Annotated in this window: 19 protein-coding genes and 1 tRNA gene; 11 read left to right on the top strand and 9 right to left on the bottom strand. The window is 70.0% G+C overall.

Features of this window, described 5'->3' with window-relative positions; genetic code table 11:
* Positions 1-4: 4 nt before the first annotated feature.
* Both NNW99_RS29055 and NNW99_RS29050 read right to left on the bottom strand, forming a co-directional pair.
* Entirely contained in the window at positions 5-139 is a 135-nt protein-coding gene (locus NNW99_RS29055) for an SPW_0924 family protein (RefSeq protein ID WP_215122126.1), read from the bottom strand.
* Positions 140-277: 138 nt separating this feature from the next.
* Positions 278-2041: a lytic transglycosylase domain-containing protein gene (locus NNW99_RS29050; RefSeq protein WP_215122125.1), complete on the bottom strand. Its 1764-nt coding sequence runs from the start codon at positions 2039-2041 to the stop codon at positions 278-280.
* A gap of 315 nt (positions 2042-2356) precedes the next feature.
* Between NNW99_RS29050 and NNW99_RS29045 the strand changes: the two genes are divergently transcribed.
* The gene (locus tag NNW99_RS29045; protein WP_215122124.1) at positions 2357-3214 is read left to right on the top strand and encodes a DUF4184 family protein; all 858 of its coding nucleotides are present in this window, start codon (positions 2357-2359) and stop codon (positions 3212-3214) included.
* Here NNW99_RS29045 and NNW99_RS29040 read toward each other — a convergent pair.
* Both NNW99_RS29040 and polA read right to left on the bottom strand, forming a co-directional pair.
* Entirely contained in the window at positions 3132-3602 is a 471-nt protein-coding gene (locus NNW99_RS29040; protein ID WP_215122123.1) for a hypothetical protein, read from the bottom strand. The genes NNW99_RS29045 and NNW99_RS29040 overlap by 83 nt on opposite strands.
* A gap of 547 nt (positions 3603-4149) precedes the next feature.
* Positions 4150-6876 (bottom strand): DNA polymerase I, encoded by a 2727-nt coding sequence (polA, locus tag NNW99_RS29035; protein WP_215122122.1) that lies wholly within the window; start codon positions 6874-6876, stop codon positions 4150-4152.
* 155 nt (positions 6877-7031) lie between these two features.
* On the opposite strand from polA, the gene NNW99_RS29030 reads away from it, so the two are divergent.
* From NNW99_RS29030 to NNW99_RS29000, 7 genes are all read left to right on the top strand, one after another.
* Entirely contained in the window at positions 7032-9311 is a 2280-nt protein-coding gene (locus NNW99_RS29030) for an FdhF/YdeP family oxidoreductase (RefSeq protein WP_215122121.1), read from the top strand.
* A 57-nt stretch (positions 9312-9368) separates the two neighbouring features.
* The gene (locus NNW99_RS29025) at positions 9369-9857 is read left to right on the top strand and encodes a PaaI family thioesterase (protein ID WP_215122120.1); all 489 of its coding nucleotides are present in this window, start codon (positions 9369-9371) and stop codon (positions 9855-9857) included.
* A 589-nt stretch (positions 9858-10446) separates the two neighbouring features.
* On the top strand, positions 10447-11676 hold the full coding sequence (locus NNW99_RS29020; RefSeq protein WP_215124504.1) for a branched-chain amino acid ABC transporter substrate-binding protein: 1230 nt from the start codon (positions 10447-10449) through the stop codon (positions 11674-11676).
* 137 nt (positions 11677-11813) lie between these two features.
* Positions 11814-12743 (top strand): branched-chain amino acid ABC transporter permease, encoded by a 930-nt coding sequence (locus NNW99_RS29015; protein ID WP_215122119.1) that lies wholly within the window; start codon positions 11814-11816, stop codon positions 12741-12743.
* 4 nt (positions 12744-12747) lie between these two features.
* A complete protein-coding gene (locus NNW99_RS29010) occupies positions 12748-14559 on the top strand; it encodes a branched-chain amino acid ABC transporter permease (RefSeq protein ID WP_215122118.1) in 1812 nt (603 codons plus the stop codon).
* A 5-nt stretch (positions 14560-14564) separates the two neighbouring features.
* The gene (locus NNW99_RS29005) at positions 14565-15431 is read left to right on the top strand and encodes an ABC transporter ATP-binding protein (protein ID WP_215122117.1); all 867 of its coding nucleotides are present in this window, start codon (positions 14565-14567) and stop codon (positions 15429-15431) included.
* Entirely contained in the window at positions 15428-16144 is a 717-nt protein-coding gene (locus tag NNW99_RS29000; protein ID WP_215122116.1) for an ABC transporter ATP-binding protein, read from the top strand. The genes NNW99_RS29005 and NNW99_RS29000 overlap by 4 nt, the downstream gene beginning before the upstream one ends.
* Positions 16145-16213: 69 nt before the next feature.
* On the opposite strand, the gene NNW99_RS28995 is transcribed toward NNW99_RS29000, so the two are convergent.
* Positions 16214-16870 (bottom strand): ANTAR domain-containing response regulator, encoded by a 657-nt coding sequence (locus tag NNW99_RS28995; RefSeq protein ID WP_215122115.1) that lies wholly within the window; start codon positions 16868-16870, stop codon positions 16214-16216.
* Between the two features lie 101 nt (positions 16871-16971).
* Here NNW99_RS28995 and NNW99_RS28990 point away from each other — a divergent pair.
* Both NNW99_RS28990 and NNW99_RS28985 read left to right on the top strand, forming a co-directional pair.
* A tRNA-Leu gene (locus tag NNW99_RS28990) sits at positions 16972-17055 on the top strand.
* An 89-nt stretch (positions 17056-17144) separates the two neighbouring features.
* Complete coding sequence (locus NNW99_RS28985) at positions 17145-17924, top strand: helix-turn-helix domain-containing protein (protein ID WP_215122114.1); 780 nt, start codon at positions 17145-17147, stop codon at positions 17922-17924.
* 3 nt (positions 17925-17927) lie between these two features.
* Here the strand turns inward: NNW99_RS28985 and pyk are convergent, their stop codons facing one another.
* Positions 17928-19349: a pyruvate kinase gene (pyk, locus tag NNW99_RS28980; RefSeq protein WP_215122113.1), complete on the bottom strand. Its 1422-nt coding sequence runs from the start codon at positions 19347-19349 to the stop codon at positions 17928-17930.
* Between the two features lie 181 nt (positions 19350-19530).
* Positions 19531-20247, bottom strand: a complete 717-nt coding sequence (locus NNW99_RS28975; RefSeq protein WP_215122112.1) for an SIMPL domain-containing protein — start codon at positions 20245-20247, stop codon at positions 19531-19533.
* Positions 20248-20410: 163 nt separating this feature from the next.
* Here NNW99_RS28975 and NNW99_RS28970 point away from each other — a divergent pair, with 163 nt between their 5' ends.
* A complete protein-coding gene (locus NNW99_RS28970) occupies positions 20411-22219 on the top strand; it encodes a bifunctional UDP-sugar hydrolase/5'-nucleotidase (protein ID WP_215122111.1) in 1809 nt (602 codons plus the stop codon).
* 21 nt (positions 22220-22240) lie between these two features.
* Here NNW99_RS28970 and NNW99_RS28965 read toward each other — a convergent pair whose 3' ends face one another.
* Together NNW99_RS28965 and NNW99_RS28960 are read right to left on the bottom strand one after the other, a co-directional pair.
* Positions 22241-23680: a lysine N(6)-hydroxylase/L-ornithine N(5)-oxygenase family protein gene (locus NNW99_RS28965; RefSeq protein WP_215122110.1), complete on the bottom strand. Its 1440-nt coding sequence runs from the start codon at positions 23678-23680 to the stop codon at positions 22241-22243.
* The gene (locus NNW99_RS28960; protein ID WP_215122109.1) at positions 23677-25080 is read right to left on the bottom strand and encodes an aminotransferase class V-fold PLP-dependent enzyme; all 1404 of its coding nucleotides are present in this window, start codon (positions 25078-25080) and stop codon (positions 23677-23679) included. The genes NNW99_RS28965 and NNW99_RS28960 overlap by 4 nt, the downstream gene beginning before the upstream one ends.
* Positions 25081-25112: the final 32 nt, after the last annotated feature.

Here is a 25112-nt window from a genome sequence, read left to right as displayed (position 1 = left end):
GCGGTCAGGGGTGTGCGGGCACCGTCGTCAGCAGCGGCTTCGGGGACGTCCCGCCCGAGGGGGTGCCGAGGGCGGTCAGCGTCAGGACCACGGCGAACGCGAGGGCGAGGCCGGTGGCGGCGGCGACGAGGGTGCGCATACGGGGGCCTCCCCACGGTTGAGCTGATACACCGTCAGGTTTGTCCGCACCGTAGCAACGCGAGGCAGAGATGAGAACACGTTGCACACACAACGACGCCCCTCCTGTAAGAGGGGCGTCGTCCGTAGTACCTGAGAGCTACGCGTCGGGGCTCGTGGACGGGCTTGGCGAGGACGTCTCGGCCGCCGCCACGGTCAGTTCGACGGTGAGCGTCGCACCGCCCGCGGTGTTGATGCGGAGCAGGAACGTGCCGGTGGTGTCGTCCGCGTACAGCTTCGGCAGCTTCAGCAGGCCCTTCGAGTCCGTCTTCAGGGCCTTCAGGGTGCGTACGGCCTTGCCGTCGGCGTCCTTGAAGTAGGGGCCCTTGTCGGTGGCGGTCGGGTCGTCCGCCGACTTGATCAGTGTGGCGGTGGCCGCGACGCCGTCGGCGACGGCGCCCTTGTACGTGGCCTTCACCTCGACCTGGTTCGCGAACTCGCCGCCCGGGGCGCAGGTCAGCGCGGCGTCACCGGTGCGGGCGAGGGCGTCGGCGGCGCGTTCGGTGACGGTGGCCTTGTAGTCGAGGCCGGCGACCGTGCGGCCCACGACGGTGGCGCGGACGGTGACCTCACCCGTCTTCTCCCCCGCTTGGAGAGCGGGAGCGACGGCGACGCCGGAGCTGTTGGTGGCGACCGTGGCCACGTTCTCGCCGCCGGTGAAGGTGGTGTCCGTGCTGCCGATGATCGTGAAGCGGACCCTGACCTTGGCGACGGCCTTGCCGGCCTTCGTCTCGGCGCGGGTGCTGATCCGCTTGGTGAACGCGTCCCCGGCCATGGCGGTGAGCTTGGCGGTTCCGGCGTCCTCCAGGTGGTCCACCGTGTCGGTGTTCGTGGGAGGCGTCGAGGGCGGCGGGGTCGGGGTGCCGCCGGGGTCGGTCGGCGGCTTCGGGGTCGTCGCGCCGCCGCCGGGCTTCTCGGGCGGGCTGGGCCTGGGGTCGGGCTTGGGCTTCGAGTTGCCCGGAGCCGGCGTGGTCGGATTGCTCGGGGTCGTCGGCGTGCTCGGTGTGGAGGGCGAAGGGCTCGTCCCGGCTCCGTCGTCGCTGCGGTTGTCGGGCAGTGTGCCGGTGCCGTCGGGGATCTCGTGCGTGCCCTTGCGGTAGTACTCCACCCAGCGCATGACCAGGTTCAGGTACTCCCGCGAGTTGTTGTAGCTGAGGATCGCGCGGTCGAGGTCGTCCTGGTCGGACAGGTCCCAGTCGAAGCGGCACAGGTAGTGCCCGGCGGCGAGCGCCGCGTCGTAGATGTTGTTGGGGTCCTTCTTGCCGTCGGCGTTGCCGTCGCGGCCGGCCCACTGCCAGGTGGACGGGATGAACTGCATGGGGCCGACGGCCTGGTCGTAGGAGCTGTTGCCGTCGTAGGCGCCGTCGTCGGTGTCCCGGATGAGGGCGAAGCCGTTGCCGTCGAGCTGGGGGCCGAGGATGGGCGAGGTCGTCGTGCCGTCGGCGTCGACGCGGCCGCCGCGGGCCTGGCCCGACTCCACCTTGCCGATGGCGGCGAGGAGTTGCCAGGGCAGGTTGCAGCCCGGCTTGGCCTCGTTCAGCGCGGTCTCGGCCTTCTTGTAGGCGTCGAGGACGGTCGCGGGGATGCCCGCCTCGCTGGTTCCGGGGGTCACGGGGCCGGTGCCGGTGCTCGGGGACGGGTTGGGGCTCTTGAGCGGCGGCAGGTCCGTGTAGTACGGCGAGTTGCCGGTGGCACTGCTCTCGGAGGCACTCGCGTCGGGTGAGGGCGTGGCGTCCGCCGCGGTCTGTCTGCCGTGGTCGTTCACGCCCGGAGCCTGGGAGGCGGACAGTGCCGCGACCGCTACCGCGGCCACGGCGGTGGTAGCCGCCCCCTTGCGCAGCCTCCTGCCGAATTGCGCCGCCATAGAGTGAACCCCTCCCGTGGACGCACCGGCGCCCGTCTCTGTCTGTCGCGCACTTCTGTTGCGTTCGCGTTCTTCTGTTGCGTTCGCTCTGTTGTGACGATCGACCGGCCCCAGTGGTTGCCCTCCGACGCGCCTGTCTCTCGCCCCCGGCACGGTGACCCTGGCGACCCTACGGCAACTTCCTTTGCTCGGGCACCCGTTCGTGCCCGATTTTCACCGGTTGGTCATGTGGCGGGCGTGACGGGCGTCCGGTGTTCGGCTTCCCGCATACTGGGCCGTCCGATCCTCCCGCAACGACCGTCACTTGGAGCAGAGTTGCCGTTCACGCTGAGCCACGCGGCAGCCGTACTGCCCGCCGTACGCACCGACGGGACCGGCCGGGGCCGACTGGTGCCGTCGGTCCTCGTGGCGGGGTCCTTCGCGCCCGACATGACCTACTACGCGGCGAGTGTGCAGTCCGGGGCGATGGAGTTCGGTGACGTCACGCACGCGTTCCCCGGGGTGTTCACGGTCGATGTGCTCATCGCCTGGGCGCTGGTGGGGCTGTGGCTGCTGATGCGCGAGCCGCTGGTGGCGTTGCTGCCGCGGGCCCGGCAGGGGCGGGTGGCGGCCCTGGTGCGATGCGGGGCGCCACGCGCGCGGGTGACGCCCTCCCTGGTGGTGCGTTGGTACGTGTCTGCCGTGCTCGGTGCGCTGACGCACGTCGTGTGGGACGCGTTCACGCATCTCGACCGGTGGGGGATGCGGCTGTTCCCGGTGCTGGGCCGTGAGGTGGCGGGCTCGCCGCTGTACTGGTACCTGCAGTACGGCGGTTCTGCGGTGGCCGCGGTGGTGATCGCCGTGTTCGTGGTGCGCGCGCTGCGGCGGATGCCGGTGGGTGAGCCGGTGGGGGTCCCGGTGCTGGCGGTGCGGGACCGTTGGGCGGCCGGTGCCGTGATCGGCGGTTTCCCGCTGGTGGGTGCGGTGCAGCGGGCGGCGGGGTGGTGGGCCTACTGGGGATCGGCCGCGAAGCCGTGGGAGATCATTCCGACGGTGTGCTTCGGCGCGGGGGCGGGGCTCGTCCCCGCGCTGCTGCTGTACGCCGTGGTGGTCAGGGCGCGGCGTCCGGTTCCGGCCCTCGGTGGTTCTGACCGTGCCGGCGATACGGAGCCGAGCCGTCCGGCCGCTCGCTGAGGGGCTCGCTGGTCGCGATGTACACCGTGATGGTGGTGTGCGCGGGGCGCGGCCGTGGGAGCAGGGTGAGGACGAGGCTCAGATAGCCGCGCGCCCGGTCTGCCCAGGTCCGGCGGGTGGTGGTTCCGCCGGTTTCGCCGGGTGTCTCGGGGCTGCCGGGCAGGTCGCCGGTCTCCGAGGGCCCGGTGGTGGGCAAGCCGCCAGGGTCGGTGGAGTCGGTGGGCCGGCGTCCGAAGGTCAGGCGGCTACGGAGATCCGCCTCCGTCCGGCGCAGGGCCATGGCGAGGGTCTCGGGGACGCGGAGCGTGCTGGCGTCGACCGCGTAGACCCGGACCGGCGCAAGCGCCACGCCTGGTGCCGTGCGGCCGAGGAGCGTGCGTATACCCATGCCCGCATCTTTGCGACGGTCGGGGGCGGGGGCGCCTTCACGGGGGCCACGCGAGTGATGGTTTTGGCGGGGGCCGGGGTGGGGCGGGCTCGGCCGGGGCGGGTGCCCGGATGAGATCGGGGCGAGGGTGGGACCGAGTCAGGGCTGGGCCCGACTGAGGCGGGTGCCCGGATGTGAACGGGGCCAGGGTTGGATGGGGCGGGCCGGGCCCGGCTGAGGCAGTGCCCGGACGGGATCGGGGCCAGGGTTGGATGGGGCGGGCCAGGCCCGGCTGAGGCAGTGCCCGGACGGGATCGAGGCCAGGGTGAGACCGGGAGGGCCAGGCCCGACTCGGATGGGATCGAGGCCAGAGTGGGACCGGCCAGGCCAGGGCCGGTACCTAGGCGGAGGCGGGACGGAACCGCGGCGGCCTTCTCCGGCCACCCGACACGCCCCGGCCCCGAAGCACCACCCCGCCCCTGCTCCCCGCCCAGCCCGGCCCAAGCAGCCCAGCCCAAGCAGCCCAGCCCGACCCAAGCAACCCAGCCCGGCCCAAGCAGCGCAGCGCCTAGTGTGCCGCCGACTCCCAGTCCGCCCCCGCGCCCACCGAGACGCCCAGCGGGACGCGGAGGTGCACCGCGTCGGCCATCTCGCGGCGGACGAGTTCCTCGGCGGCCGCGCGCTCGCCCGGGGCGATCTCCAGTACGACTTCGTCGTGCACCTGGAGCAGCATCCGGGACTCCAGCCCGGCCTCCTCCAGAGCGCGGCCCACCTTGAGCATGGCGATCTTCACGATGTCGGCCGCCGTGCCCTGGATGGGCGCGTTGAGGGCCATCCGCTCCGCCGCCTCGCGACGCTGGCGGTTGTCGCTGTTGAGGTCGGGGAGGTAGCGGCGGCGCCCGAAGAGCGTCGCCGTGTAGCCCGTGGCCCGGGCCTCGTCGACCGCGCGGCGCAGATAGTCCCGTACGCCGCCGAACCGCTCGAAGTACGCGTCCATCAGGGCGCGGGCCTCGGCCGCCTCGATGTTCAGCTGCTGGGAGAGGCCGAAGGCGGACAGTCCGTAGGCCAGGCCGTACGACATGGCCTTGATCTTGCGGCGCATCTCGGCGTCCACGGCGGTCGGCTCGACCGCGAAGACCTGGGAGGCGGCCGTGGTGTGCAGGTCCTCGCCCGAGGTGAAGGCCTCGATCAGGCCCTCGTCCTCGGAGAGGTGGGCCATCACGCGCAGTTCGATCTGGCTGTAGTCGGCCGTCATCAGGGACTCGAAGCCCTCGCCGACGACGAAGCCGCGGCGGATGGCGCGGCCCTCGTCGGTGCGGACCGGGATGTTCTGCAGGTTCGGGTCCGTCGAGGACAGGCGGCCGGTGGCGGCGACCGTCTGGTTGAAGGTGGTGTGGATCCGGCCGTCCGCGGCGATCGTCTTGATCAGGCCCTCGACGGTGACCCGGAGCTTGGCCTGCTCGCGGTGGCGGAGCATGATCACCGGCAGCTCGTTGTCCGTCTGGCCGGCGAGCCAGGCGAGGGCGTCGGCGTCCGTGGTGTAGCCGGTCTTGGTGCGCTTGGTCTTGGGCAGGGCCAGCTCACCGAAGAGGACTTCCTGGAGCTGCTTGGGCGAGCCCAGGTTGAACTCGTGCCCGGCTGCCGCGTGGGCCTCCTTCACCGCCTGCTGGACGGCGCCGGCGAACATCTGCTCCATGGCCTCCAGATGGGCCCGGTCGGCCGCGATGCCGTGCCGCTCCATGCGGGCGAGCAGCGCGGACGTGGGCAGCTCCATGTCGCGCAGGAGATCGGCGGCGCCGACCTCCTCCAGGCGGCCCTCGAAGGCCTGGCCCAGGTCGAGGACGGCACGGGCCTGGATCATCAGGGCCTCGGCCTCGGCGCCTTCGTCCGCGCCGAAGGCGAGCTGGCCGTCGGCAGCGGCGGCCGGGGTCAGCTCGCGGTGCAGGTACTCCAGGGACAGCGCGTCCAGGTCGAAGGAGCGGCGGCCCGGCTTGACCAGGTAGGCGGCGAGCGCGGTGTCCATGCGCACGCCCTCGACGCTCCAGCCGTGCTCGGCGAAGACGCGCATGGCGCCCTTGGCGTTGTGGAAGGTCTTGGGCCGCTCGGCGTCGGCGAGCCAGGCGGCGAAGGCCGTCTCGTCGGCCTCGTCGAGCTGGGAGGGGTCGAACCAGGCGGCCGGTCCGCCGGGCGCGGCGAGCGCGATCTCGGCGACGGAGCCGGTGCCGAGCGCCCAGGTGTCGACCGTGGCGATGCCGAGGGGCCCGGTGCCGTGCTCGGTGAGCCAGGCGGTCAGCTCGCCGGTGCCGAGCACCTTGCCGTCCAGCTCCACGCCCTCCGTGCTGACCGGGGTGGTCTCGGCCTCCTCGGCGCCGGGGTCGACGGCGAAGAGCCGCTCGCGCAGCGAGGGGTTGCGGATCTCCAGGGTGTCCAGGACCACCGCGACGGCCGTGCGGTCGTAGGCGGCCCGCTCCAGGTCGGTGACGCCCTTGGGGAGCTCGACCTGCCGCTCCAGCTCGGTGAGGCGGCGGTTGAGCTTGACCGCTTCGAGGTGGTCGCGGAGGTTCTGGCCGGCCTTGCCCTTGACTTCCTCGACGCGCTCGACGAGGTCCGCGAAGGAGCCGAACTGGTTGATCCACTTCGCGGCGGTCTTCTCGCCGACGCCGGGGATGCCGGGGAGGTTGTCGGAGGGGTCGCCGCGCAGGGCCGCGAAGTCGGGGTACTGCGCGGGCGTCAATCCGTACTTCTCGAATACCTTCTCCGGGGTGAAGCGGGTCAGCTCGGAGACGCCCTTGGTCGGGTACAGCACCGTGGTGTGCTCGCTGACGAGCTGGAAGGAATCCCGGTCGCCGGTGACGATCAGCACCTCGAAGCCCTCGGCCTCGGCCTGGGTGGCGAGAGTGGCGATGACGTCGTCCGCCTCGAAGCCGTCCACCGCGAAGCGGGCGGCGCCCATCGCGTCGAGGAGCTCGCCGATCAGCTCGACCTGGCCCTTGAACTCGTCCGGGGTCTTGGAGCGGTTCGCCTTGTACTCCGTGAACTCCTGGGACCGCCAGGTCTTGCGGGAGACGTCGAAGGCGACCGCGAAGTGTGTGGGCTCCTCGTCGCGCAGCGTGTTGGCCAGCATCGACGCGAAGCCGTAGATCGCGTTCGTCGGCTGGCCCGTCGCGGTGGTGAAGTTCTCCGCGGGCAGCGCGAAGAACGCGCGGTAGGCCAGCGAGTGCCCGTCCATGAGCATCAGTCGTGGGCGGCTGCCGCCGGAGGTCTTGTCGGTCGTCTTCGCTGCTGTCTCTGCCACGTCCCCGATCCTGCCACGCCCCACTGACACTCGGCCCCGCCCCCGGCCGCGCGGGCTCCGGGCGGGTTCGGCCCCGAGCCCGCCCGCACGTGTTGTCACCGCCGCGTGCGAGGATCGGAGAGGTAGCTCACAGCGCAGTGGAAGGGGAGCGTGCGATGGCCACGAAGCCGCCCAAGAGTGATCCGGTTCAGGACGCGCCGCAGGTCACCGGGCCGAAGCACGCGGCAGCGGGCCTCCCCGCGATCGGGCACACCCTGCGCATGGCCCAGCAGCAGATGGGCGTGAAGCGCACCGCGCTGACGCTGCTGAGCGTGAACCAGAAGGACGGCTTCGACTGCCCGGGCTGCGCCTGGCCCGAGCCGGAGCACCGGCACAAGGCGGAGTTCTGTGAGAACGGCGCGAAGGCGGTCGCCGAGGAGGCCACGCTGCGCCGGGTCACGCCCGAGTTCTTCGCCGCGCACCCGGTCGCCGATCTCGCCGGCCGCAGCGGCTACTGGCTGGGACAGCAGGGCCGCCTCACCCACCCCATGTATCTCCCCGAGGGGGGCACGCACTACGAGCCGGTCACCTGGGAGCGCGCCTTCGGCATCATCGCCGAGGAGGTCACCGCCCTCGCCTCCCCGGACGAGGCCGTCTTCTACACCTCGGGACGCACCAGCAACGAGGCCGCGTTCCTGTACCAGCTCTTCGCCCGCGAGCTCGGCACGAACAACCTCCCCGACTGCTCGAACATGTGCCACGAGTCGTCCGGCTCGGCCCTGTCGGAGACGATCGGCATCGGCAAGGGCAGCGTCCTGCTGGAGGACCTGCACCAGGCCGACCTGATCATCGTCGCGGGCCAGAACCCGGGGACGAACCACCCGCGCATGCTGTCCGCCCTGGAGAACGCCAAGGCGGGCGGCGCGAAGATCATCAGCGTCAACCCGCTGCCCGAGGCGGGCCTGGAGCGTTTCAAGAACCCGCAGACCCCGCAGGGCATGCTCAAGGGCGCCTCGCTCACCGACCTGTTCCTGCAGATCCGCATCGGCGGCGACCAGGCCCTCTTCCGTCTCCTCAACAAGCTGATCCTCGACACCGAGGGCGCGGTCGACGAGGCGTTCATCGGTGAACACACGCACGGCTACGAGGAGTTCGCCGAGGCCGCCCGCGCCGCCGACTGGGATGAGACGCTCGCGGCCACCGGGCTGACCCGAGGGGAGATCGAGGACGCCCTGCGCATGGTCCTCGCCTCCGAACGCACCATCGTGTGCTGGGCGATGGGCCTCACCCAGCACAAGCACTCGGTCCCCACCATCAGGGAAGTGGTCAACTTCCTCCTCCTGCGCGGCAACATCGGCCGCCCGGGCGCGGGCGTCTGCCCGGTGCGCGGCCATTCGAACGTGCAGGGCGACCGCACGATGGGCATCTTCGAGCGCCCCGCCCCCGCGTTCCTGGACGCCCTGGAGAAGGAGTTCGGCTTCGCCCCGCCGCGCGAGCACGGCTACGACGTCGTACGGGCCATCCGCGCCCTGCGCGACGGCGAGGCGAAGGTCTTCTTCGCCATGGGCGGCAACTTCGTCTCGGCGTCGCCCGACACGGAGGTCACCGAGGCGGCGATGCGGAGGGCCCGGCTGACCGTGCACGTGTCGACGAAGCTGAACCGCTCGCATGTGATCACGGGCGCGCGTGCCCTGATCCTGCCGACGCTCGGCCGTACCGAGCGCGATCTCCAGGGCGGCGGCGAGCAGTTCGTGACGGTCGAGGACTCGATGGGCATGGTGCACGCCTCCCGGGGCCGGCTGGAGCCCGCGAGCACGCACCTGCTGTCGGAGCCGGCGATCGTCTGCCGGCTGGCCCGCGGTGTGCTGGGCGAGAACAGCCCCACGCCCTGGGAGGAGTTCGAGAAGGACTACGCGACGATCCGGGACCGGATCGCCCGCGTGGTCCCCGGCTTCGAGGACTTCAACGCGCGCGTGGCGCACCCAGGTGGCTTCGCCCTCCCCCACGCCCCGCGTGACGAGCGCCGCTTCCCCACCGCCACCGGCAAGGCCAACTTCACCGCCGCGCCCGTGGAGTTCCCGGAGCTGCCCGAGGGCCGCCTGCTGCTCCAGACGCTGCGCTCGCACGACCAGTACAACACCACGATCTACGGCCTCGACGACCGCTACCGGGGCATCAAGAACGGCCGCCGGGTGGTGCTGGTCAACCCCGAGGACGCGCGGACGCTGAAGCTGGCGGACGGCTCCTACGTCGACCTGGTCAGCGAGTGGAAGGACGGCGTGGAGCGCCGCGCTCCGGGCTTCCGGGTCGTGCACTATCCGACGGCCCGGGGCTGCGCCGCCGCGTACTACCCGGAGACCAATGTGCTGGTGCCGCTGGACGCCACCGCGGACACCAGCAACACCCCGGCCAGCAAGTCCGTCGTGGTGCGTCTGGAACAATCGGCGACCGACTGAGCGTTTGCTCAGTCACAGAGGTAGCCGTAGTGACCAGGACGAACGGAGCCCGGCCCCATGGGTGAGCAGCAGCATGTGAAGTTCCCGCAAGAGGTCATCGACGAGTACGCCGCGCTCGGCGTGGACCTCCTGGCCCTGTTCTCCGCGGGCCACCTCGGGACCCGGATGGGCGTCCAGATCCTCGAGGCGTCCGCGGACCGGGTCGTCGGGACGATGCCGGTGGAGGGCAACACCCAGCCCTACGGACTGCTGCACGGCGGGGCCTCCGCGGTGCTGGCCGAGACCCTCGGCTCGGTCGGGTCCATGCTGCACGGCGGCAGCTCCAAGATCGCCGTGGGCGTCGACCTGAACTGCACCCACCACCGCGGGGCACGCTCCGGCCTCGTCACCGGCGTGGCCACGCCCGTGCACCGGGGGCGCTCGACCGCCACCTATGAAATCGTCATCACGGACGAAAGCGACAAAAGGGTGTGTACCGCCCGGCTCACCTGCATGCTGCGCGATGTGAACCCGGGCGACGAGGAACTGATCCGCTCCGCCCGCTGACCCGGCCGCACCACACAGCCCGACTCGACGCCGCCGCGAGGGAACACCCACGCGGCGGCGTACGCGCGTAGACACAAAACCGGACCCGCCAACTCCCCCGCCGAAACAGGCGGGTTCCGGTTCACCGCGGCAGCACGGTGGAATTAACTGTTTCCAATTGTTCGGAACTCCCCCTGGACAGGGGCCGCCCCTTTCCCGGCGTAACGCTCCGTAACGCGCGCGCAATACAGCACCGCGGCTTCCTCTTCGGCCGCGCCCGCCCCCGGAACCTTTCCCGCCCCGCCCCCGTCACCTGCGCCCCGCCGACCGCACGATCTCGGCCATGGCCAACCGGAAGTGCGGGTTCTCAGAATGCGGACTTCGGAGAAAAGCTGCCAAACCCGCCGAGAGGGTCCGCCGGAGAAGCCGGGCATCCACCGCGTCATAACAAGAAAGTCACAAGCCGTCCCACGCCGCTGACCCTGCCTCCACACCGGGCTTAGAGTCACGGCCAGTCACCGCTCCATCGGGAGTTCGGTACCAGCGCGGCACTACCCCCCGACCAAGGGCGGGCCTGCCTGTGAAAGGACTGATCGTGCGACAGCGTTCCTTGGTGATTCTTACCTCCGTTCTGACGACCGGAGCTCTGACTCTCACCGCCTGCGGGTCCCGAGACGACAGCGGCGACAAGGGCGGAGACAGTGGCGGCGGCACCACGCTGACCATCGGCGTCGACGCCCCCCTGTCCGGTGAGAACTCCACCACCGGCCTCGGCATCCAGTACGGCGCCCAGATAGCCGTCGACGACGCCAACAAGAACAACTGGGTCCCGGGCGTGAAGTTCAAGCTCAAGGCCCTGGACGACAAGGCGCAGCCCGCCACCGGCCAGTCCAACGCCACCAGCATCGTCGGCGACAAGACCGCCGTCGGCGCCGTCGGCCCCCTGAACTCCGGCGTCGCCCAGACGATGCAGCAGGTGTTCGCCTCGGCCAACATGGTCCAGATCTCCCCGGCCAACACCAACCCCGAGCTGACCCAGGGCAAGAACTGGCAGACGGACAAGAAGCGTCCCTACAAGACGTACTTCCGCACCGCCACCACCGACGAACTGCAGGGCAGCTTCGCCGCCGGCTACGCGTACAACGGCCTCAAGAAGAAGAAGGCCTTCGTCGTCGACGACAAGCAGACCTACGGCGCCGGCCTCGCGAAGATCTTCGCGGAGCAGTACAAGAAGATGGGCGGCAAGGTCGTCGCCACCGACCACGTCAACACCGGTGACAAGGACTTCGGTTCGCTCGCCACGAAGATCAAGAACTCCGGTGCCGACCTGGTCTACTACGGCGGCCAGTACGACGAGTCCGCGCTGATCACCAAGCAGCTCAAGGACACCGGCGCCAAGATCCCGCTGTTCGGCGGCGACGGCATGTTCGCCTCCACCTACATCGAGGCCGCCGGCAAGTCCTCCGAGGGCGACCTCGCGACCGCCATCGGCGTCCCCGCCGACACCCTGCCCGCCGCCAAGCAGTTCATCCAGACGTACAAGGACAAGGGTTACAAGGGCGACTACGGCGCCTACGGTGCCTACGCCTACGACGCCACCACCGCCATCATCAAGGCCGTCAAGGCCGCGGCCGACGCCAACGGCGGCAAGGTGCCCACCGACATCAACGACCTGCGCTCCAAGGTCGTCGACGGTGTCCAGAAGTCCGACTTCGAAGGCCTCACCGGCAAGATCTCCTTCGACGAGTACGGCGACACCACCAACAAGCAGCTGACGGTCTACCAGGTCGAGAAGGGTGCCTGGAAGGACGTGGAGACCGGCACCGCCGACCTGAAGTAGTCGGCCCGCCACAACGCCGCACCACGGGCCGCGCGGAAGGAAGACCCCGACCGCGCGGCCCGTTTCCACACCCCCCACAGCACACGACCACGCACACATCCAGTGCACACGACCACCAGCGACATGGAGGCCATGCGGTGAACACCCTGCCGCAGCAGCTGGCCAACGGGCTGCTTCTCGGCTCGATGTACGGGCTGATCGCCATCGGCTACACGATGGTGTACGGCATCGTCCAGCTCATCAACTTCGCGCACGGCGAGATCTTCATGACCGGGGCCTTCGGCGCCCTCACGGTCTACTTCTACATCCTGCCCGACGGCACCTCGATGGCCCTCGCCGTACCGCTGATGCTCCTCGGCGGCGCCCTCGTGGCCATCCTCATCGCCGTCGGAGCGGAACGGTTCGCCTACCGGCCACTGCGCGGAGCACCACGCCTGGCACCGCTCATCACCGCCATCGGCCTCTCCCTGGCCCTGCAGGAAGTCGTCCGCAACTTCTACCCCGGCGCCGACCGCGCCCGCGCCTTCCCCGGGCTCGACGCCACCCACGACATCGGCTCCATCACCATCAAGGACGCCGACATCTTCCTGATCCTGGCCGCCGTCGTCTGCATGGCCGCCCTCGCGATCTTCGTGCGCCGCAGCCGTACCGGCCGCGCCATGCAGGCCACCGCGCAGGACCCCGACACCGCGCAGCTCATGGGCATCGACACCAACCGCATCATCGTCATCGCCTTCGCCATCGGCGGTTTCTTCGCCGCCGTCGCCGCCGTCGCCTACGGACTCAAGTACGGCAACGTCGACTACCGCATGGGCTTCCTGATGGGCCTCAAGGCCTTCACCGCGGCCGTCCTCGGCGGCATCGGCAACATCTACGGCGCCATGCTCGGCGGCGTCGTCCTCGGCATCGCCGAGACACTCGCCTCGGCCTACATCGACGAGATCCCGGGCATGCAGCAGCTCGGCGGTCAGAGCTGGGCCAACGTCTGGGCCTTCGGCCTCCTCATCCTCGTGCTCCTCTTCAGGCCACAGGGCCTGCTCGGCGAGCGCGTCGCGGACAGGGCGTGACGACATGACCGAGACGACCAAGACCCCCGCCCCGGACGCCGTCCCCGCCCAGCCCGCACCGCGCGGCCTCGTCCCGCTGCCCGCAGCGGCCGCCCGCGCGCTGATCCTCGCCGGCGGCATCGCCACCACCGCCTCCGCGTACCTCGCCTGGACCTGGACCGCCGAGTTCCCCGGCAAGCTCACCATCAACGGCTACCCCGGCGGCCTGCAATGGCTCACCTTCACCGCCGGCATCCTCACCGCCCTGTTCGCCCTCGCCTCCTACGGCATCCGCGGACTCGGCTGGCTGCTGCCCGCCCGTAACAACGCACCGCTCGTCCTCACCGCCCTCGGCGGCTTCGCCGTCACCTGGTTCACCGTCATCGCCATCAGCGCCAAACTCGGCGGCGTCGTCAACCTCGAACCCGGCGGCTGGATCGCGGCCATCGCCTCCCTCCTGCCCGTCCTCGGCGCCTTCGCCCTCCCCCAGGAGCGCAACGGCACCGACGGCACCAAGGCGGCCCTCAAGGCCTACATCGCCAAGCCCGACCACATCCCCGCCCCCCAGGCCACCGCGCCCTGGGTCCAGCGGGCCGTCATCACGGTCGTCACGATCATCGGCCTCGGTGTCTTCACCTACGGCATCGACACCGAATACGGCGAACTGTTCATCGGCTACCTCTTCGTGGTCACCTTCGCCATGTGGGCCGTGCACACCGCCGGCCTCATGGACCGGTTCTCCCACCTGGTCGCCGGCAACCGCAGCTTCACCCTCGCCATGGGCTTCGCCGCGGCCATCGCCTTCCCCTTCACCCAGACCGACGACCACTACGCCAACATCGGCGTCAACATCCTGATCTTCGGGACGGTCGCCCTCGGCCTGAACATCGTCGTCGGCCTCGCCGGCCTCCTCGACCTCGGATACGTCGCCTTCCTCGGCGTCGGCGCCTACACCGCCGCCCTCGTCTCCGGTTCCGAGTTCTCCACCATCTCCGGCGTCCACCTGCCGTTCTGGGCCTCCGCCCTGGCCGGCGCCGCCGCCTCCCTGGTCTTCGGCGTCCTCATCGGCGCCCCGACCCTGCGCCTGCGCGGCGACTACCTCGCCATCGTGACGCTGGGCTTCGGTGAGATCTTCCGCATCGCCGTCAACAACATGGACGGCGACTCCGGACCCGACGTCACCAACGGGCCCAACGGCATCCCGGCCATCCCGGACCTGAACCTCTTCGGGTTCAACTTCGGCCAGGCGCACGACATCGGCGGATTCACCCTCGGCCGCTTCGCCAACTACTACCTGCTGATGGTGCTGATCATGGCCATCGTGGTCCTGGTCTACACGCGCGCCGCGGACTCCCGCATCGGCCGCTCCTGGATCGCCATCCGCGAGGACGAGACCGCCGCCACCGCCATGGGCATCAACGGCTTCCGCGTCAAGCTCGTCGCCTTCGCCCTCGGCGCCGCCCTCGCCGGCCTCGCCGGAACCGTCAGCGCCCACGTCACCTACAGCGTGGTCCCCACGCCGTACCAGTTCGCCGGCTCCACCCCGCCCAACTCCGCGTTCCTCCTGGCCGCGGTCGTCCTCGGCGGCATGGGCACCGTCGCCGGCCCCCTCCTCGGCGCGGCCCTGCTCTACCTGCTGCCCGAGAAGCTGGTCTTCCTCCAGGACAAGTCGCTGCTCGCCTTCGGTGTCGCGCTCATCCTGCTGATGCGCTTCCGCCCCGAAGGCATCATCGCCAACCGCCGACGCCAGCTCGAATTCCACGAGACCGGCCAACTCGACGTACCGAAACAGACCACGCTGACCGACGAACCGGCCGTCACCAAGGCGGGGGCGTAAGAATCATGACGACACCTGTACTCGAAGCACGCGATGTCACGATGCGCTTCGGCGGCCTCACCGCCGTCCGCTCCGTCGACTTCACGGTCAACGCCGGCGAGATCGTCGGACTCATCGGCCCCAACGGCGCCGGCAAGACCACCTTCTTCAACTGCCTGACCGGCCTCTACGTCCCCACGGAAGGCACCGTCTCCTACAAGGGCACGGTCCTGCCGCCCAAGCCCCACCTGGTCACCCAGGCCGGCATCGCCCGCACCTTCCAGAACATCCGTCTGTTCTCCAACATGACGGTCCTGGAGAACGTCCTCGTCGGCCGCCACACGCGGACCAAGGAGGGCCTGTGGTCCGCCCTGCTGCGCGGCCCCGGCTTCAAGAAGGCCGAACGCGCCAGCGAGGAACGAGCCATGGAACTCCTCGAGTTCATCGGCCTCGCCCACAAGCGGGACCACCTGGCGCGCAACCTCCCCTACGGCGAACAGCGCAAGCTCGAAATCGCGCGGGCGATGGCGAGCGAGCCCGGCCTGCTCCTGCTCGACGAGCCGACCGCCGGCATGAACCCCCAGGAGACCCGGGCGACCGAGGAACTGGTCTTCGCCATCCGCGACAAGGGCATCGCCGTCCTCCTCATCGAGCACGACATGCGCTTCGTCTTCAACCTCAGCGACCGCGTCGCCGTCCTCGTCCAGGGCGAAAAGCTCGTCGAGGGCACCTCCGAGGTCGTCCAGGCCGACGAACGCGTCATCGCCGCCTACCTGGGCGAACCCTTCGAAGGCGACCCCGGTGAGGCCGAAGTCGCGGAGGTCGAGGCCGCCGAAGCCGCCGCGGAGGCGGCGCCCAGCACCACCAGCAGCACCAAGGGAGAAGCCAAGTGACCGCACTCCTCGAGGTCGAGGACCTCCGGGTCTCCTACGGCAAGATCGAAGCCGTCAAAGGCATCTCCTTCAGCGTCGAGGCCGGCCAGGTCGTCACCCTCATCGGCACCAACGGCGCCGGCAAGACGACCACACTGCGCACGCTGTCGGGCCTGCTGCGGCCGACGTCCGGGAAGGTCCTCTTCGACGGCAAGCCGTTGAGCGGGGTCCCCGCCCACAAGATCGTCGCCCTCGGCCTCGCCCACTCCCCCGAAGGCCGGCACATCTTCCCGCGCCTCACCATCGCGGAGAACCTCCAGCTCGGAGCGTTCCTCCGCAAGGACAAGGAAGGCATCGAAAAGGACATCCAGCGCGCCTACGACCTCTTCCCCATCCTGGGCGAACGCCGCAAGCAGGCGGCGGGAACCCTGTCGGGCGGTGAGCAGCAGATGCTCGCCATGGGCCGCGCCCTGATGTCCCAGCCGAAACTGCTCATGCTCGACGAGCCCTCCATGGGCCTCTCCCCGATCATGATGCAGAAGATCATGGCGACGATCTCCGAGCTCAAGTCCCAGGGCACGACGATCCTCCTCGTCGAGCAGAACGCCCAGGCGGCGCTCTCCCTGGCCGACCACGGCCATGTCATGGAGGTCGGCAACATCGTCCTCTCCGGCACGGGGCAGGACCTGCTCCACGACGAGTCCGTCCGCAAGGCCTACCTCGGCGAGGACTGACGGACCGATCACGCGACGAGGCCCGCTCCCCGGGTGGGGTGCGGGTCTCGTGTGGCGTGCGGGGGGGGATCAGCCCTTGTTGGCCTTCTTCTCGTCGGCGTCCTGAATGACCGCCTCCGCGACCTGCTGCATCGACATCCGCCGGTCCATCGACGTCTTCTGGATCCACCGGAACGCGGCCGGCTCGCTCAGCCCGTACTCCGTCTGCAGGACCGACTTCGCCCGGTCCACCAGCTTGCGCGTCTCCAGCCGCAGAGTGAGGTCCGCGACCTCCTTCTCCAGCTCCTTCAGCTCCGTGAAGCGCGAGACGGCCATCTCGATCGCCGGTACGACGTCGGTCTTGCTGAACGGCTTCACCAGGTAGGCCATGGCACCGGCGTCCCGGGCGCGCTCCACGAGGTCGCGCTGCGAGAAGGCGGTCAGCATCAGCACCGGCGCGATGCTCTCCTCGGCGATCTTCTCGGCCGCGGAGATGCCGTCCAGCTTCGGCATCTTCACGTCGAGAATCACGAGGTCGGGCCGGTGCTCGCGGGCCAGCTCCACGGCCTGCTCCCCGTCCCCGGCCTCGCCGACGACGGTGTACCCCTCCTCCTCCAGCATCTCTTTGAGATCGAGCCGGATCAGGGCCTCGTCCTCGGCGATGACGACACGGGTCGTCAGCGGAGGCACGTGCGACTTGTCGTCATCGGGCACGTCAACAGGCTGGGGCGACTCGGGGGCGCTCACGTGGGCTCCTTGGTACGGGGCAGGCCGGTCTGCTCCCAAGAGCGTACCTAGCAGCAAGGGCGCACGGTGAACCGGTACACTGCTGGTCGGTCCCCAGACCTGCCCGGTTGGAGGAACTGGTCAGACTCGCGGCACTCAAAATGCCGTGCCCTTTGGGCATGTGGGTTCGAATCCCACACCGGGCACAACAAGATCAGTAAGCGGAGGATCACGTTCGCGTGGTCCTCCGCTTTTTGCTGCACGCAGTCACGATCAGTGGCGCAGAGTTACCCCCATGGAGCAGCACAGCCCTTCGATTCGAGCTCAAGCCGTCGCACTGATGCGCCAGGGCGTACCGAACCGCACCGTCGCGGAGCGCCTGAACGTCCCGCGAGGCACTGTCGGCTGGTGGCGCAGCGAAGACCGCAGAGCGCGCGGCGAGACCTACGAGCAACCGACCGACTGCCCCCGGTGCACAGGCCGCGGGTTCGACCAGGTCGCGTACTCCTACCTGCTCGGGCTCTACCTCGGCGACGGCCACATCATCTCGAAGCGCAAGCAGCATCACCTGTCCGTCTTCTGCAATGCCATGCAGACCGGCCTGATCTCCGCCGCCGAAGACGCCATGCGCAAGGTGATGGCATTGCCCAGCGTCAAGCAGCGCCACAAGCCCGGCTGTGTCGAGGTGAAGTCGTACACGAAGCACTGGACCTGCATGTTCCCTCAGCACGGCCCCGGCAAGAAGCATGAGCGCCGGATCGTCCTTGAACCCTGGCAGCAGGAAGTCGTCGACGCCCACCCCTGGGAATTCGTCCGTGGCCTCATCCACTCCGACGGCTGCCGCGTCACCAACTGGACGACCCGCATGGTCGCCGGCGAGCGCAAGCGCTACGAGTATCCCCGGTACTTCTTCACCAACGTCTCCGAGGACATCCGACGGCTCTGCACCGACACCCTGGACAAGCTCGGCATCGAGTGGACCCACTGCACCCGCCACGGCAACCCGTACAACATCTCCGTCGCCCGCAAAGCCTCCGTAGCCCTCATGGACGCCCACGTCGGGGCCAAGTACTGAGGGTTACTCGGCGATGTGGTGGACGCGGACCAGGTTGGTGGAGCCGGAGACGCCGGGAGGGGAGCCTGCCGTGATGACCACCGTGTCGCCGGGGCGGCAGCGGCCGTATGTGAGGAGGAGTTCGTCGACCTGGTCGACCATCGCGTCGGTGGAGTCGACGCAGGGGCCGAGGAAGGTTTCCACGCCCCAGGTGAGGCTGAGCTGGGAGCGGGTGGCCTGGTCGGGGGTGAAGGCGAGGAGGGGGATCGGGGAGCGGTAGCGGGAGAGGCGGCGGGCGGTGTCGCCGGACTGGGTGAAGGCGACCAGGAACTTCGCGCCGAGGAAGTCGCCCATCTCCGCCGCCGCTCGGGCCACCGCTCCGCCCTGGGTGCGGGGTTTGTTGCGTTCGGTGAGGGGCGGGAGGCCCTTGGCCAGGATGTCCTCTTCCGCCGCTTCGACGATGCGGGCCATGGTGGCGACCGTTTCGACGGGGTGCTTGCCGACGCTCGTCTCGCCGGACAGCATCACCGCGTCGGTGCCGTCGATGACGGCGTTGGCGACGTCGGAGGCCTCGGCACGGGTCGGGCGGGCGTTGTCGATCATCGAGTCGAGCATCTGGGTGGCGACGATGACGGGTTTGGCGTTGCGCTTGGCCAGTTTGATCGCACGCTTCTGGACGATCGGAACCTGTTCCAGTGGCATTTCGACGCCGAGGTCTCCGCGCGCGACCATGATGCCGTCGAACGCGGCGACGATTTCTTCGATGTTCTCGACGGCCTGGGGTTTTTCGACTTTGGCGATGACGGGGAGGCGGCGGCCTTCCTCGTCCATGATGCGGTGGACGTCCTGGATGTCGCGGCCGGTGCGGACGAAGGAGAGGGCGATGACGTCGGCGCCGGTGCGCAGGGCCCAGCGGAGGTCGTCCTCGTCCTTTTTGGAGAGGGCGGGGACGGAGACGGCGACGCCGGGGAGGTTGAGGCCCTTGTGGTCGGAGATCACGCCCCCTTCGAGGACCTTCGTGTGGACGCGGGGGCCGTCGATCCCGGTGACTTCGAGGCAGACCTTGCCGTCGTCGACGAGGATGCGTTCGCCGGGGGTGACGTCGGCGGCGAGGCCGGCGTAGGTGGTGCCGCAGATGTGGCCGTCGCCTTCGACGCCTTCTTCGACGGTGATGGTGAAGGTGTCGCCGCGTTCAAGGAGTACAGGGCCTTCGGTGAAGCGGCCGAGCCGGATTTTCGGGCCTTGAAGGTCGGCGAGGACGCCGACGCTGCGGCCGGTCTCGTCGGCGGCCTTGCGCACCCGGTGGTAGCGCTCCTCGTGCTCGGCGTGGTCGCCGTGGCTGAGGTTGAATCGGGCGACGTCCATTCCGGCGTCGACCAGGTCTTTGATCTGGTCGTAGGAGTCGGTGGCGGGGCCCAGTGTGCAGACGATCTTTGCTCGGCGCATAAGGGTGAGCCTATGAGTTACCGGCCGGTAGAGAATTGGTCGCGAGTGACTACTCGACAGACTTTGAATGAAGCGCTCTGGCCAAGTGTTGAATTGTGCGGCGGGGTGCTCCGATGAGCGCCGGAAATCGCAGCGACGGGAATCCCTCGGTCGCGTTTTCGAAATGCAGCCGGAATTCCGGCTACAGGCGCGGCGGCACCATCGTGAAGCGGGCGTTGATCTGGGCGTGGACGCGCTGGCGCTGGGGTTCGAGGTCGAGAGGGGCGGCGGCGGTGTCCTCGGCGCCGGCGTAGGCGGCGGAGCGCATGCGGCCGGGGGCCTGGGGGTAGGCCGGCGGGGTGTTCTCCGCGCCGATGTCGGCGAGTTCGACCAGGGCGGAGAGGCTGGTGTCGAGGGCCTCGGCGTACTCGCGGGCGCGTTGGACGGCTTCCCGTACGGCCTTCTTCCTGGCCTCACGGTGGGCGGGTGAGTCGGGGCGCAGGGCCCACCAGGGGCCGTCGACGCGGGTGAGTTCGAGGTCGGCGAGGCGGGTGGTGAGTTCGCCGAGGGCGGTGAAGTCGGTGAGTTCGGCGGTGACATGGACGCGGCCGTGGTAGGTGCGGATGCGTTCGCCCCGTCCGTGCTTGGTGAGTTCGGGCGTGATGGAGAAGGCGCCGGTCTCCAGGCGTTCGACGGCGTCGCCGTAGGACTTGACCAGGTCGAGGACGCCGGTGTTGCGGCGGGTGAGGTCGTCGAGGGCGGAGCGGCGGTCGCGGCCGCGGGCGGCGACGGTGATGCCGATGCGGGCGATCTCCGGGTCGACTTCGAGGCGGGCCTCGCCTCGGACGGCGATGCGGGGAGCGTCGGGTGTTCCGTAGGGGACGGCGGGCTGGGAGGCATCTCCTGTGGGCGCGGTCATACGCCCCACTCTGTCATGTTGTGGCTGGCGGGAGGCGTGGAGTTGGCCGACTGAGTCATCAGATCGCAACCTGCCGGGGCTGTTGCGGCCGGTCATGAGCGGGTCAGAATCTACGCGCGTTATCTACGCGCGTCGTTCACAGATTCCGCAAGGGGAGCCAGACATGCCGTTGAACCGCCGGAAGTTCCTGGAGAAGTCCGCCGTGACCGGGGCGGGGGTGGCGCTGGCCGGTGCGGTCTCGGCGCCGGGTGCGCAGGCGGCCGAGGCGCGGGGCGAGGGCAAGCGGGGCGCGAAGCGGTACTCCTTCACCGTGATGGGGACGACGGACCTGCACGGCAACGTCTTCAACTGGGACTACTTCACGGACAAGGAGTTCGACGACAAGGACCACAACGACATCGGTCTGGCGAAGATCTCCACCCTGGTGAACCGGATCCGCGAGGAGAAGGGCCGCCGCAACACGCTGCTCATCGACGCGGGCGACACCATCCAGGGCACGCAACTGTCGTACTACTACGCCAAGGTCGACCCGATCACCGCCAAGGGCGGCCCGGTGCACCCGATGGCGCAGGCCATGAACGCCATGGACTACGACGCGGCGGCGCTCGGCAACCACGAGTTCAACTACGGCATTCCGGTGCTGCGGAAGTTCGAGCAGCAGTGTCGTTTCCCGTTGCTGGGCGCGAACGCGCTGGACGCGAAGACGCTGCGGCCGGCGTTCGCGCCGTACAGCATGCACCGGCTGCGCACGCCGTTCGGGCGGGATGTGAAGGTGGCGGTGCTGGGGCTGACCAACCCGGGGATCGCGATCTGGGACAAGGCGAACGTGCAGGGCAAGATGACGTTCCCGGGTCTGGAGGAGCAGGCGGCGAAGTGGGTGCCGAAGCTGCGGTCGATGGGCGCGGACGTCGTCATCGTGTCGGCGCACAGTGGTTCGTCGGGGACGTCGTCCTACGGTGATCAGCTGCCGTACATCGAGAACGCGGCGGGTCTGGTGGCGGAGCAGGTGCCGGGGATCGACGCGATCCTGGTCGGGCACGCGCACACGGAGATCGCCGAGTACTTCGTCACCAACAAGAAGACCGGCAAGCAGGTCGTGCTGTCCGAGCCGCTGAAGTGGGGGCAGCGGCTGACGCTGTTCGACTTCGAGCTGGTCTGGGCGAAGGGCTGCTGGAAGGTCGAGAAGGTGGGCGCGAAGGTCCTGAACTCCAACGCGGTGGAGGAGGACCGGAAGATCGTCCGGCTGCTGTCGGACGAGCACGAGAAGGTCGTGGCGTACGTCAACCAGGTCATCGGCACGAACGCGGCGGAGATGACGTCGGCCGAAGCGCCGTACAAGGACGTGCCGATCATCGATCTGATCAACCACATCCAGGCGGACACGGTGAAGCAGGCGCTGGCGGGTACGGAGCACGCCTCGCTGCCGGTGCTGTCGCAGGCGGCGTGCTTCTCGCGCAGTGCCCGGATCCCGGCGGGCGAGGTGACGATCCGGGACGTGGCGGGTCTGTACGTCTTCGAGAACACGCTGGAGGCGCGTCTGATGACGGGTGCGCAGATGAAGGCGTATCTGGAGTTCTCGGCGAACTATTTCGTGCAGACGGCGCCGGGCGCGCAGGTGGATCCGGCGAAGCTGACGAACGCGAACGGCACGCCGGACTACAACTACGACGTGGTGAGCGGTCTGGCGTATGAGATCGACATCGCGAAGCCGGCGGGTTCGCGGGTGACGAATGTGACGTTCGGTGGGCAGCCGCTCGCGGACGATGCGAAGTTCGTGTTCGCGGTGAACAACTACCGGGCCAACGGCGGCGGGAACTTCCCGCATGTCGCGGCCTCGCAGCTGCTGTGGTCGAACTCGGACGAGATCCGCAACACCATGATCGCCTGGGTGAAGGCGAAGGGGTCCGTCGATCCGGCCGAGTTCGCGGCGGTGGACTGGAAGCTCACGCGGAACGGCACGCCCGTCTTCTAGAGCCCGGTCCTCGGGTTGTCATCACCTTCGGTCCACCAGCGGGGTCAGCGCCGGTGCCTGACGGGCCGGCGGGACCTGCTGTCGCTGGGTGAGGCCGAAGGTGGTGAAGGCGGTGCGGCGCGGGAGGGCGTAGGCCTCCCTGCCCGTCAGGGAGTTGAGGATGATCGCGCTGCGCCAGGCGGCGAGGCCGAGGTCCGGGGCGCCGACGCCGTGGGTGTGGGTCTCGGCGTTCTGGACGTAGGCCGTGCCGGTGACGGAGGGGTCGAGGACGAGGCGGTACTCCTCGTCGATGCGCGGGCGTTCACTGCTGTCGCGGCGCAGGTAGGGGTCGAGGCCGGCGAGGACGCGGTCGAGGGGGCGTTCGCGGTAGCCGGTGGCGAGGACGACGGCGTCGGTGGTGAGGCGGGAGCGGCTGTCCTGCGTGCTGTGCTCCAGGTGCAGTTCCACCTTGGTCGTCGCGACGCGGCCCGCGGTGCGGACGTGGACGCCGGGGGTGAGGACGGCGTCGGGCCAGCCGCCGTGCAGGGTGCGGCGGTAGAGCTCGTCGTGGATGGCGGCGACGGTGGCGGTGTCGATGCCCTTGTGGAGCTGCCACTGGTCGGTGACGAGCCGGTCGCGGGCGGATTCGGGCAGGGCGTGGAAGTAGCGGGTGTGGTCGGGGGTGAAGTGCTCCAGGCCGAGCTTGGAGTACTCCATGGGTGCGAAGGCCTCGGTGCGGCCCAGCCAGTGGAGTCTCTCCTGGCCCGCCGGTCTGTTGCGCAGCAGGTCGAGGAAGATCTCGGCGCCGGACTGTCCGATGCCGACGACCGTGACGTGCTCGGCGGCGAGCAGGGTGGCGCGGTGGTCGAGGTAGTCGGCGGCGTGCACGACGGGGACGCCGGGTGCCTGGGCGAGGGGCTTGAGGGGTTCGGGGACGTAGGGCTCGGTGCCGATGCCGAGGACGACGTTGCGGGTGTAGGTGCGGCCGAGGGCCTCGGCTTCTCCGTCGGCGTCGAGCTGGGTGAAGTCGACCTCGAAGACGTCGCGTTCGGGGTTCCAGCGGACGGCGTCGACCTGGTGGCCGAAGTGGAGGTCCGGGAGGCTCTCGCCGACCCAGCGGCAGTAGGCGTCGTACTCGGCGCGCTGGATGTGGAAGCGCTCGGCGAAGTAGAAGGGGAAGAGCCGCTCGCGGGACCTGAGGTAGTTGAGGAAGGTCCAGGGGCTGGTGGGGTCGGCGAGGGACACCAGGTCGGCGAGGAAGGGGACCTGGATGGTGGCGCCCTCGATGAGCAGGCCGGAGTGCCAGCCGAAGGCGGGGCGCTGGTCGTAGAAGACGGTGTCGAGGTCGCCGAGCGGGTGGGCGAGGGCGGCGAGGGAGAGGTTGGCGGGGCCGATGCCGATGCCGACCAGGTCGCGGGGTGCGTCGGGCTGGTGGTACGGGTGGGGCGTCGGGGTGGGGTCGGGGGTGGGTGCGGGGTTCATCGGGGGGTGTGTCCTTCCACGAGGGTGGCTCGGCGCGCTGCCACGAGGTGCAGCAGGGCGGCCAGGTCGTCGGGCCCGGTGGCGGGGTTGAGGAGGGTGGCCTTGAGCCAGAGCCGGCCGTCGAGACGGGTCCGGCCGAGGACGGCACGGCCGTCGGTGAGGAGCGCGCGGCGTACGGCGGCCACCGTGGTGTCCGTGGCGTCCGCGGGGCGGAACAGCACCGTGCTGATGACGGGCGGGGCCTGGAGTTCGAAGCCGGGGTGGTCCCGGACGAGGGCGGCGAACTCGCGGGCCCGGGCGCAGACCTGGTCGACGAGGGTGCCGAGGCCGCTTCGGCCGAGGGTTTTGAGGGTGACGGCGAGCTTGAGGACGTCGGGGCGGCGGGTGGTGCGCAGGGAGCGGCCGAGCAGGTCCGGGAGGCCGGCCTCGGTGTCGTCGGCGGCGTTGAGGTAGTCGGCGCGCTGTCGCAGGGCGGTGAGGTCGCGGGGGTTCTTGACGGCGAGGAGGCCTGCGGCGATGGGCTGCCAGCCGAGTTTGTGCAGGTCGAGGGTGACGGTGTCGGCGGCGTCGAGTCCGGTGAGCGCGGTGCGGTGCCGGGTGCTGAACAGGAGGCCTCCGCCGTAGGCGGCGTCGATGTGCAGCCGGGCGCCGTGGGCCGCGCAGTGGCCGGCGATCTCGGGCAGCGGGTCGATGAGGCCGGCGTCGGTGGTGCCGGCGGTGGCGGCGACGAGCAGCGGGCCGGGCAGGCGGGTGAGGGTCTTGTCGAGCGCGGCGGGGTCGAGGGTCCCGGCGGGGGCGGGCACGACGACGGGTGCGGGCAGTCCGAGCAGCCAGGCGGCCCGGGTGAGCGAGTGGTGGGCGTTGGCCCCGCACACCAGCCGTACGTGCCCGCCGTACGCCTCCCGGGCGAGGAGGAGGGCGAGTTGGTTGGACTCGGTGCCGCCGGTGGTGACGAGGGAGTCGGGGGTGTCGGACCCTTCTTGGCAGCCGTAGATCTCCCTGGCCAGGGCCCCCGTCACCAGTGTCTCCAGTTCCGATGCCGCCGGGGCCTGGTCCCAGGAGTCGAGGGAGGGGTTGAGGGCGGAGGCGGCGAGGTCGGCGGCGGTGGCGACGGCCAGGGGTGGGCAGTGGAGGTGGGCGGCGCACAGGGGGTGTGCGGGGTCGGCGGCGCCTTCGGCGAAGAGGTGGACCAGGGTGCGCAGGGCGTGTGGGTCGCCCTGGTCGGGGAGGATCTCTCCCGCCGTCTCGCGCACGCGGGCCGCGACCGCCTCCGGTCCGCCCGGTGGGAGGGGCCCGCCGCGCGCCCGGGCGCCGGTGTCCAGCGCTTCGAGCACGGTGTCGAGCAACGGCCGCAGGGCGCGTGGGCCTTCGGGACCTGAGGCGAGGTGCGGCGTGCTCATGGGCGTCCTCCGGGGAGCGGGGCGACGCGCCC

It is taken from the genome of Streptomyces sp. CRCS-T-1, assembly GCF_024442335.1.
In the GTDB taxonomy this organism is placed as follows: Bacteria; Actinomycetota; Actinomycetes; order Streptomycetales; family Streptomycetaceae; genus Streptomyces; species Streptomyces koelreuteriae.
Note: the sequence above shows the minus strand (reverse complement) of the source record. Positions and strands in the feature narration are given on the sequence as shown.

Excerpts from the sequence above, each read along its gene's own strand:
- NNW99_RS28965 (WP_215122110.1), bottom strand. The coding sequence starts at position 23,680 with ATGAACCCCGCACCCACCCCCGACCCCACCCCGACGCCCCACCCGTAC.
- pyk (WP_215122113.1), bottom strand. The coding sequence starts at position 19,349 with ATGCGCCGAGCAAAGATCGTCTGCACACTGGGCCCCGCCACCGACTCC.
- NNW99_RS29005 (WP_215122117.1), top strand. The coding sequence starts at position 14,565 with ATGACGACACCTGTACTCGAAGCACGCGATGTCACGATGCGCTTCGGC.
- NNW99_RS29050 (WP_215122125.1), bottom strand. The coding sequence starts at position 2,041 with ATGGCGGCGCAATTCGGCAGGAGGCTGCGCAAGGGGGCGGCTACCACC.
- NNW99_RS29055 (WP_215122126.1), bottom strand. The coding sequence starts at position 139 with ATGCGCACCCTCGTCGCCGCCGCCACCGGCCTCGCCCTCGCGTTCGCC.
- NNW99_RS29010 (WP_215122118.1), top strand. The coding sequence starts at position 12,748 with ATGACCGAGACGACCAAGACCCCCGCCCCGGACGCCGTCCCCGCCCAG.
- NNW99_RS28970 (WP_215122111.1), top strand. The coding sequence starts at position 20,411 with ATGCCGTTGAACCGCCGGAAGTTCCTGGAGAAGTCCGCCGTGACCGGG.
- NNW99_RS29030 (WP_215122121.1), top strand. The coding sequence starts at position 7,032 with ATGGCCACGAAGCCGCCCAAGAGTGATCCGGTTCAGGACGCGCCGCAG.
- NNW99_RS29040 (WP_215122123.1), bottom strand. The coding sequence starts at position 3,602 with ATGGGTATACGCACGCTCCTCGGCCGCACGGCACCAGGCGTGGCGCTT.
- NNW99_RS28960 (WP_215122109.1), bottom strand. The coding sequence starts at position 25,080 with ATGAGCACGCCGCACCTCGCCTCAGGTCCCGAAGGCCCACGCGCCCTG.
- NNW99_RS28975 (WP_215122112.1), bottom strand. The coding sequence starts at position 20,247 with ATGACCGCGCCCACAGGAGATGCCTCCCAGCCCGCCGTCCCCTACGGA.
- NNW99_RS29025 (WP_215122120.1), top strand. The coding sequence starts at position 9,369 with ATGGGTGAGCAGCAGCATGTGAAGTTCCCGCAAGAGGTCATCGACGAG.
- NNW99_RS28985 (WP_215122114.1), top strand. The coding sequence starts at position 17,145 with ATGGAGCAGCACAGCCCTTCGATTCGAGCTCAAGCCGTCGCACTGATG.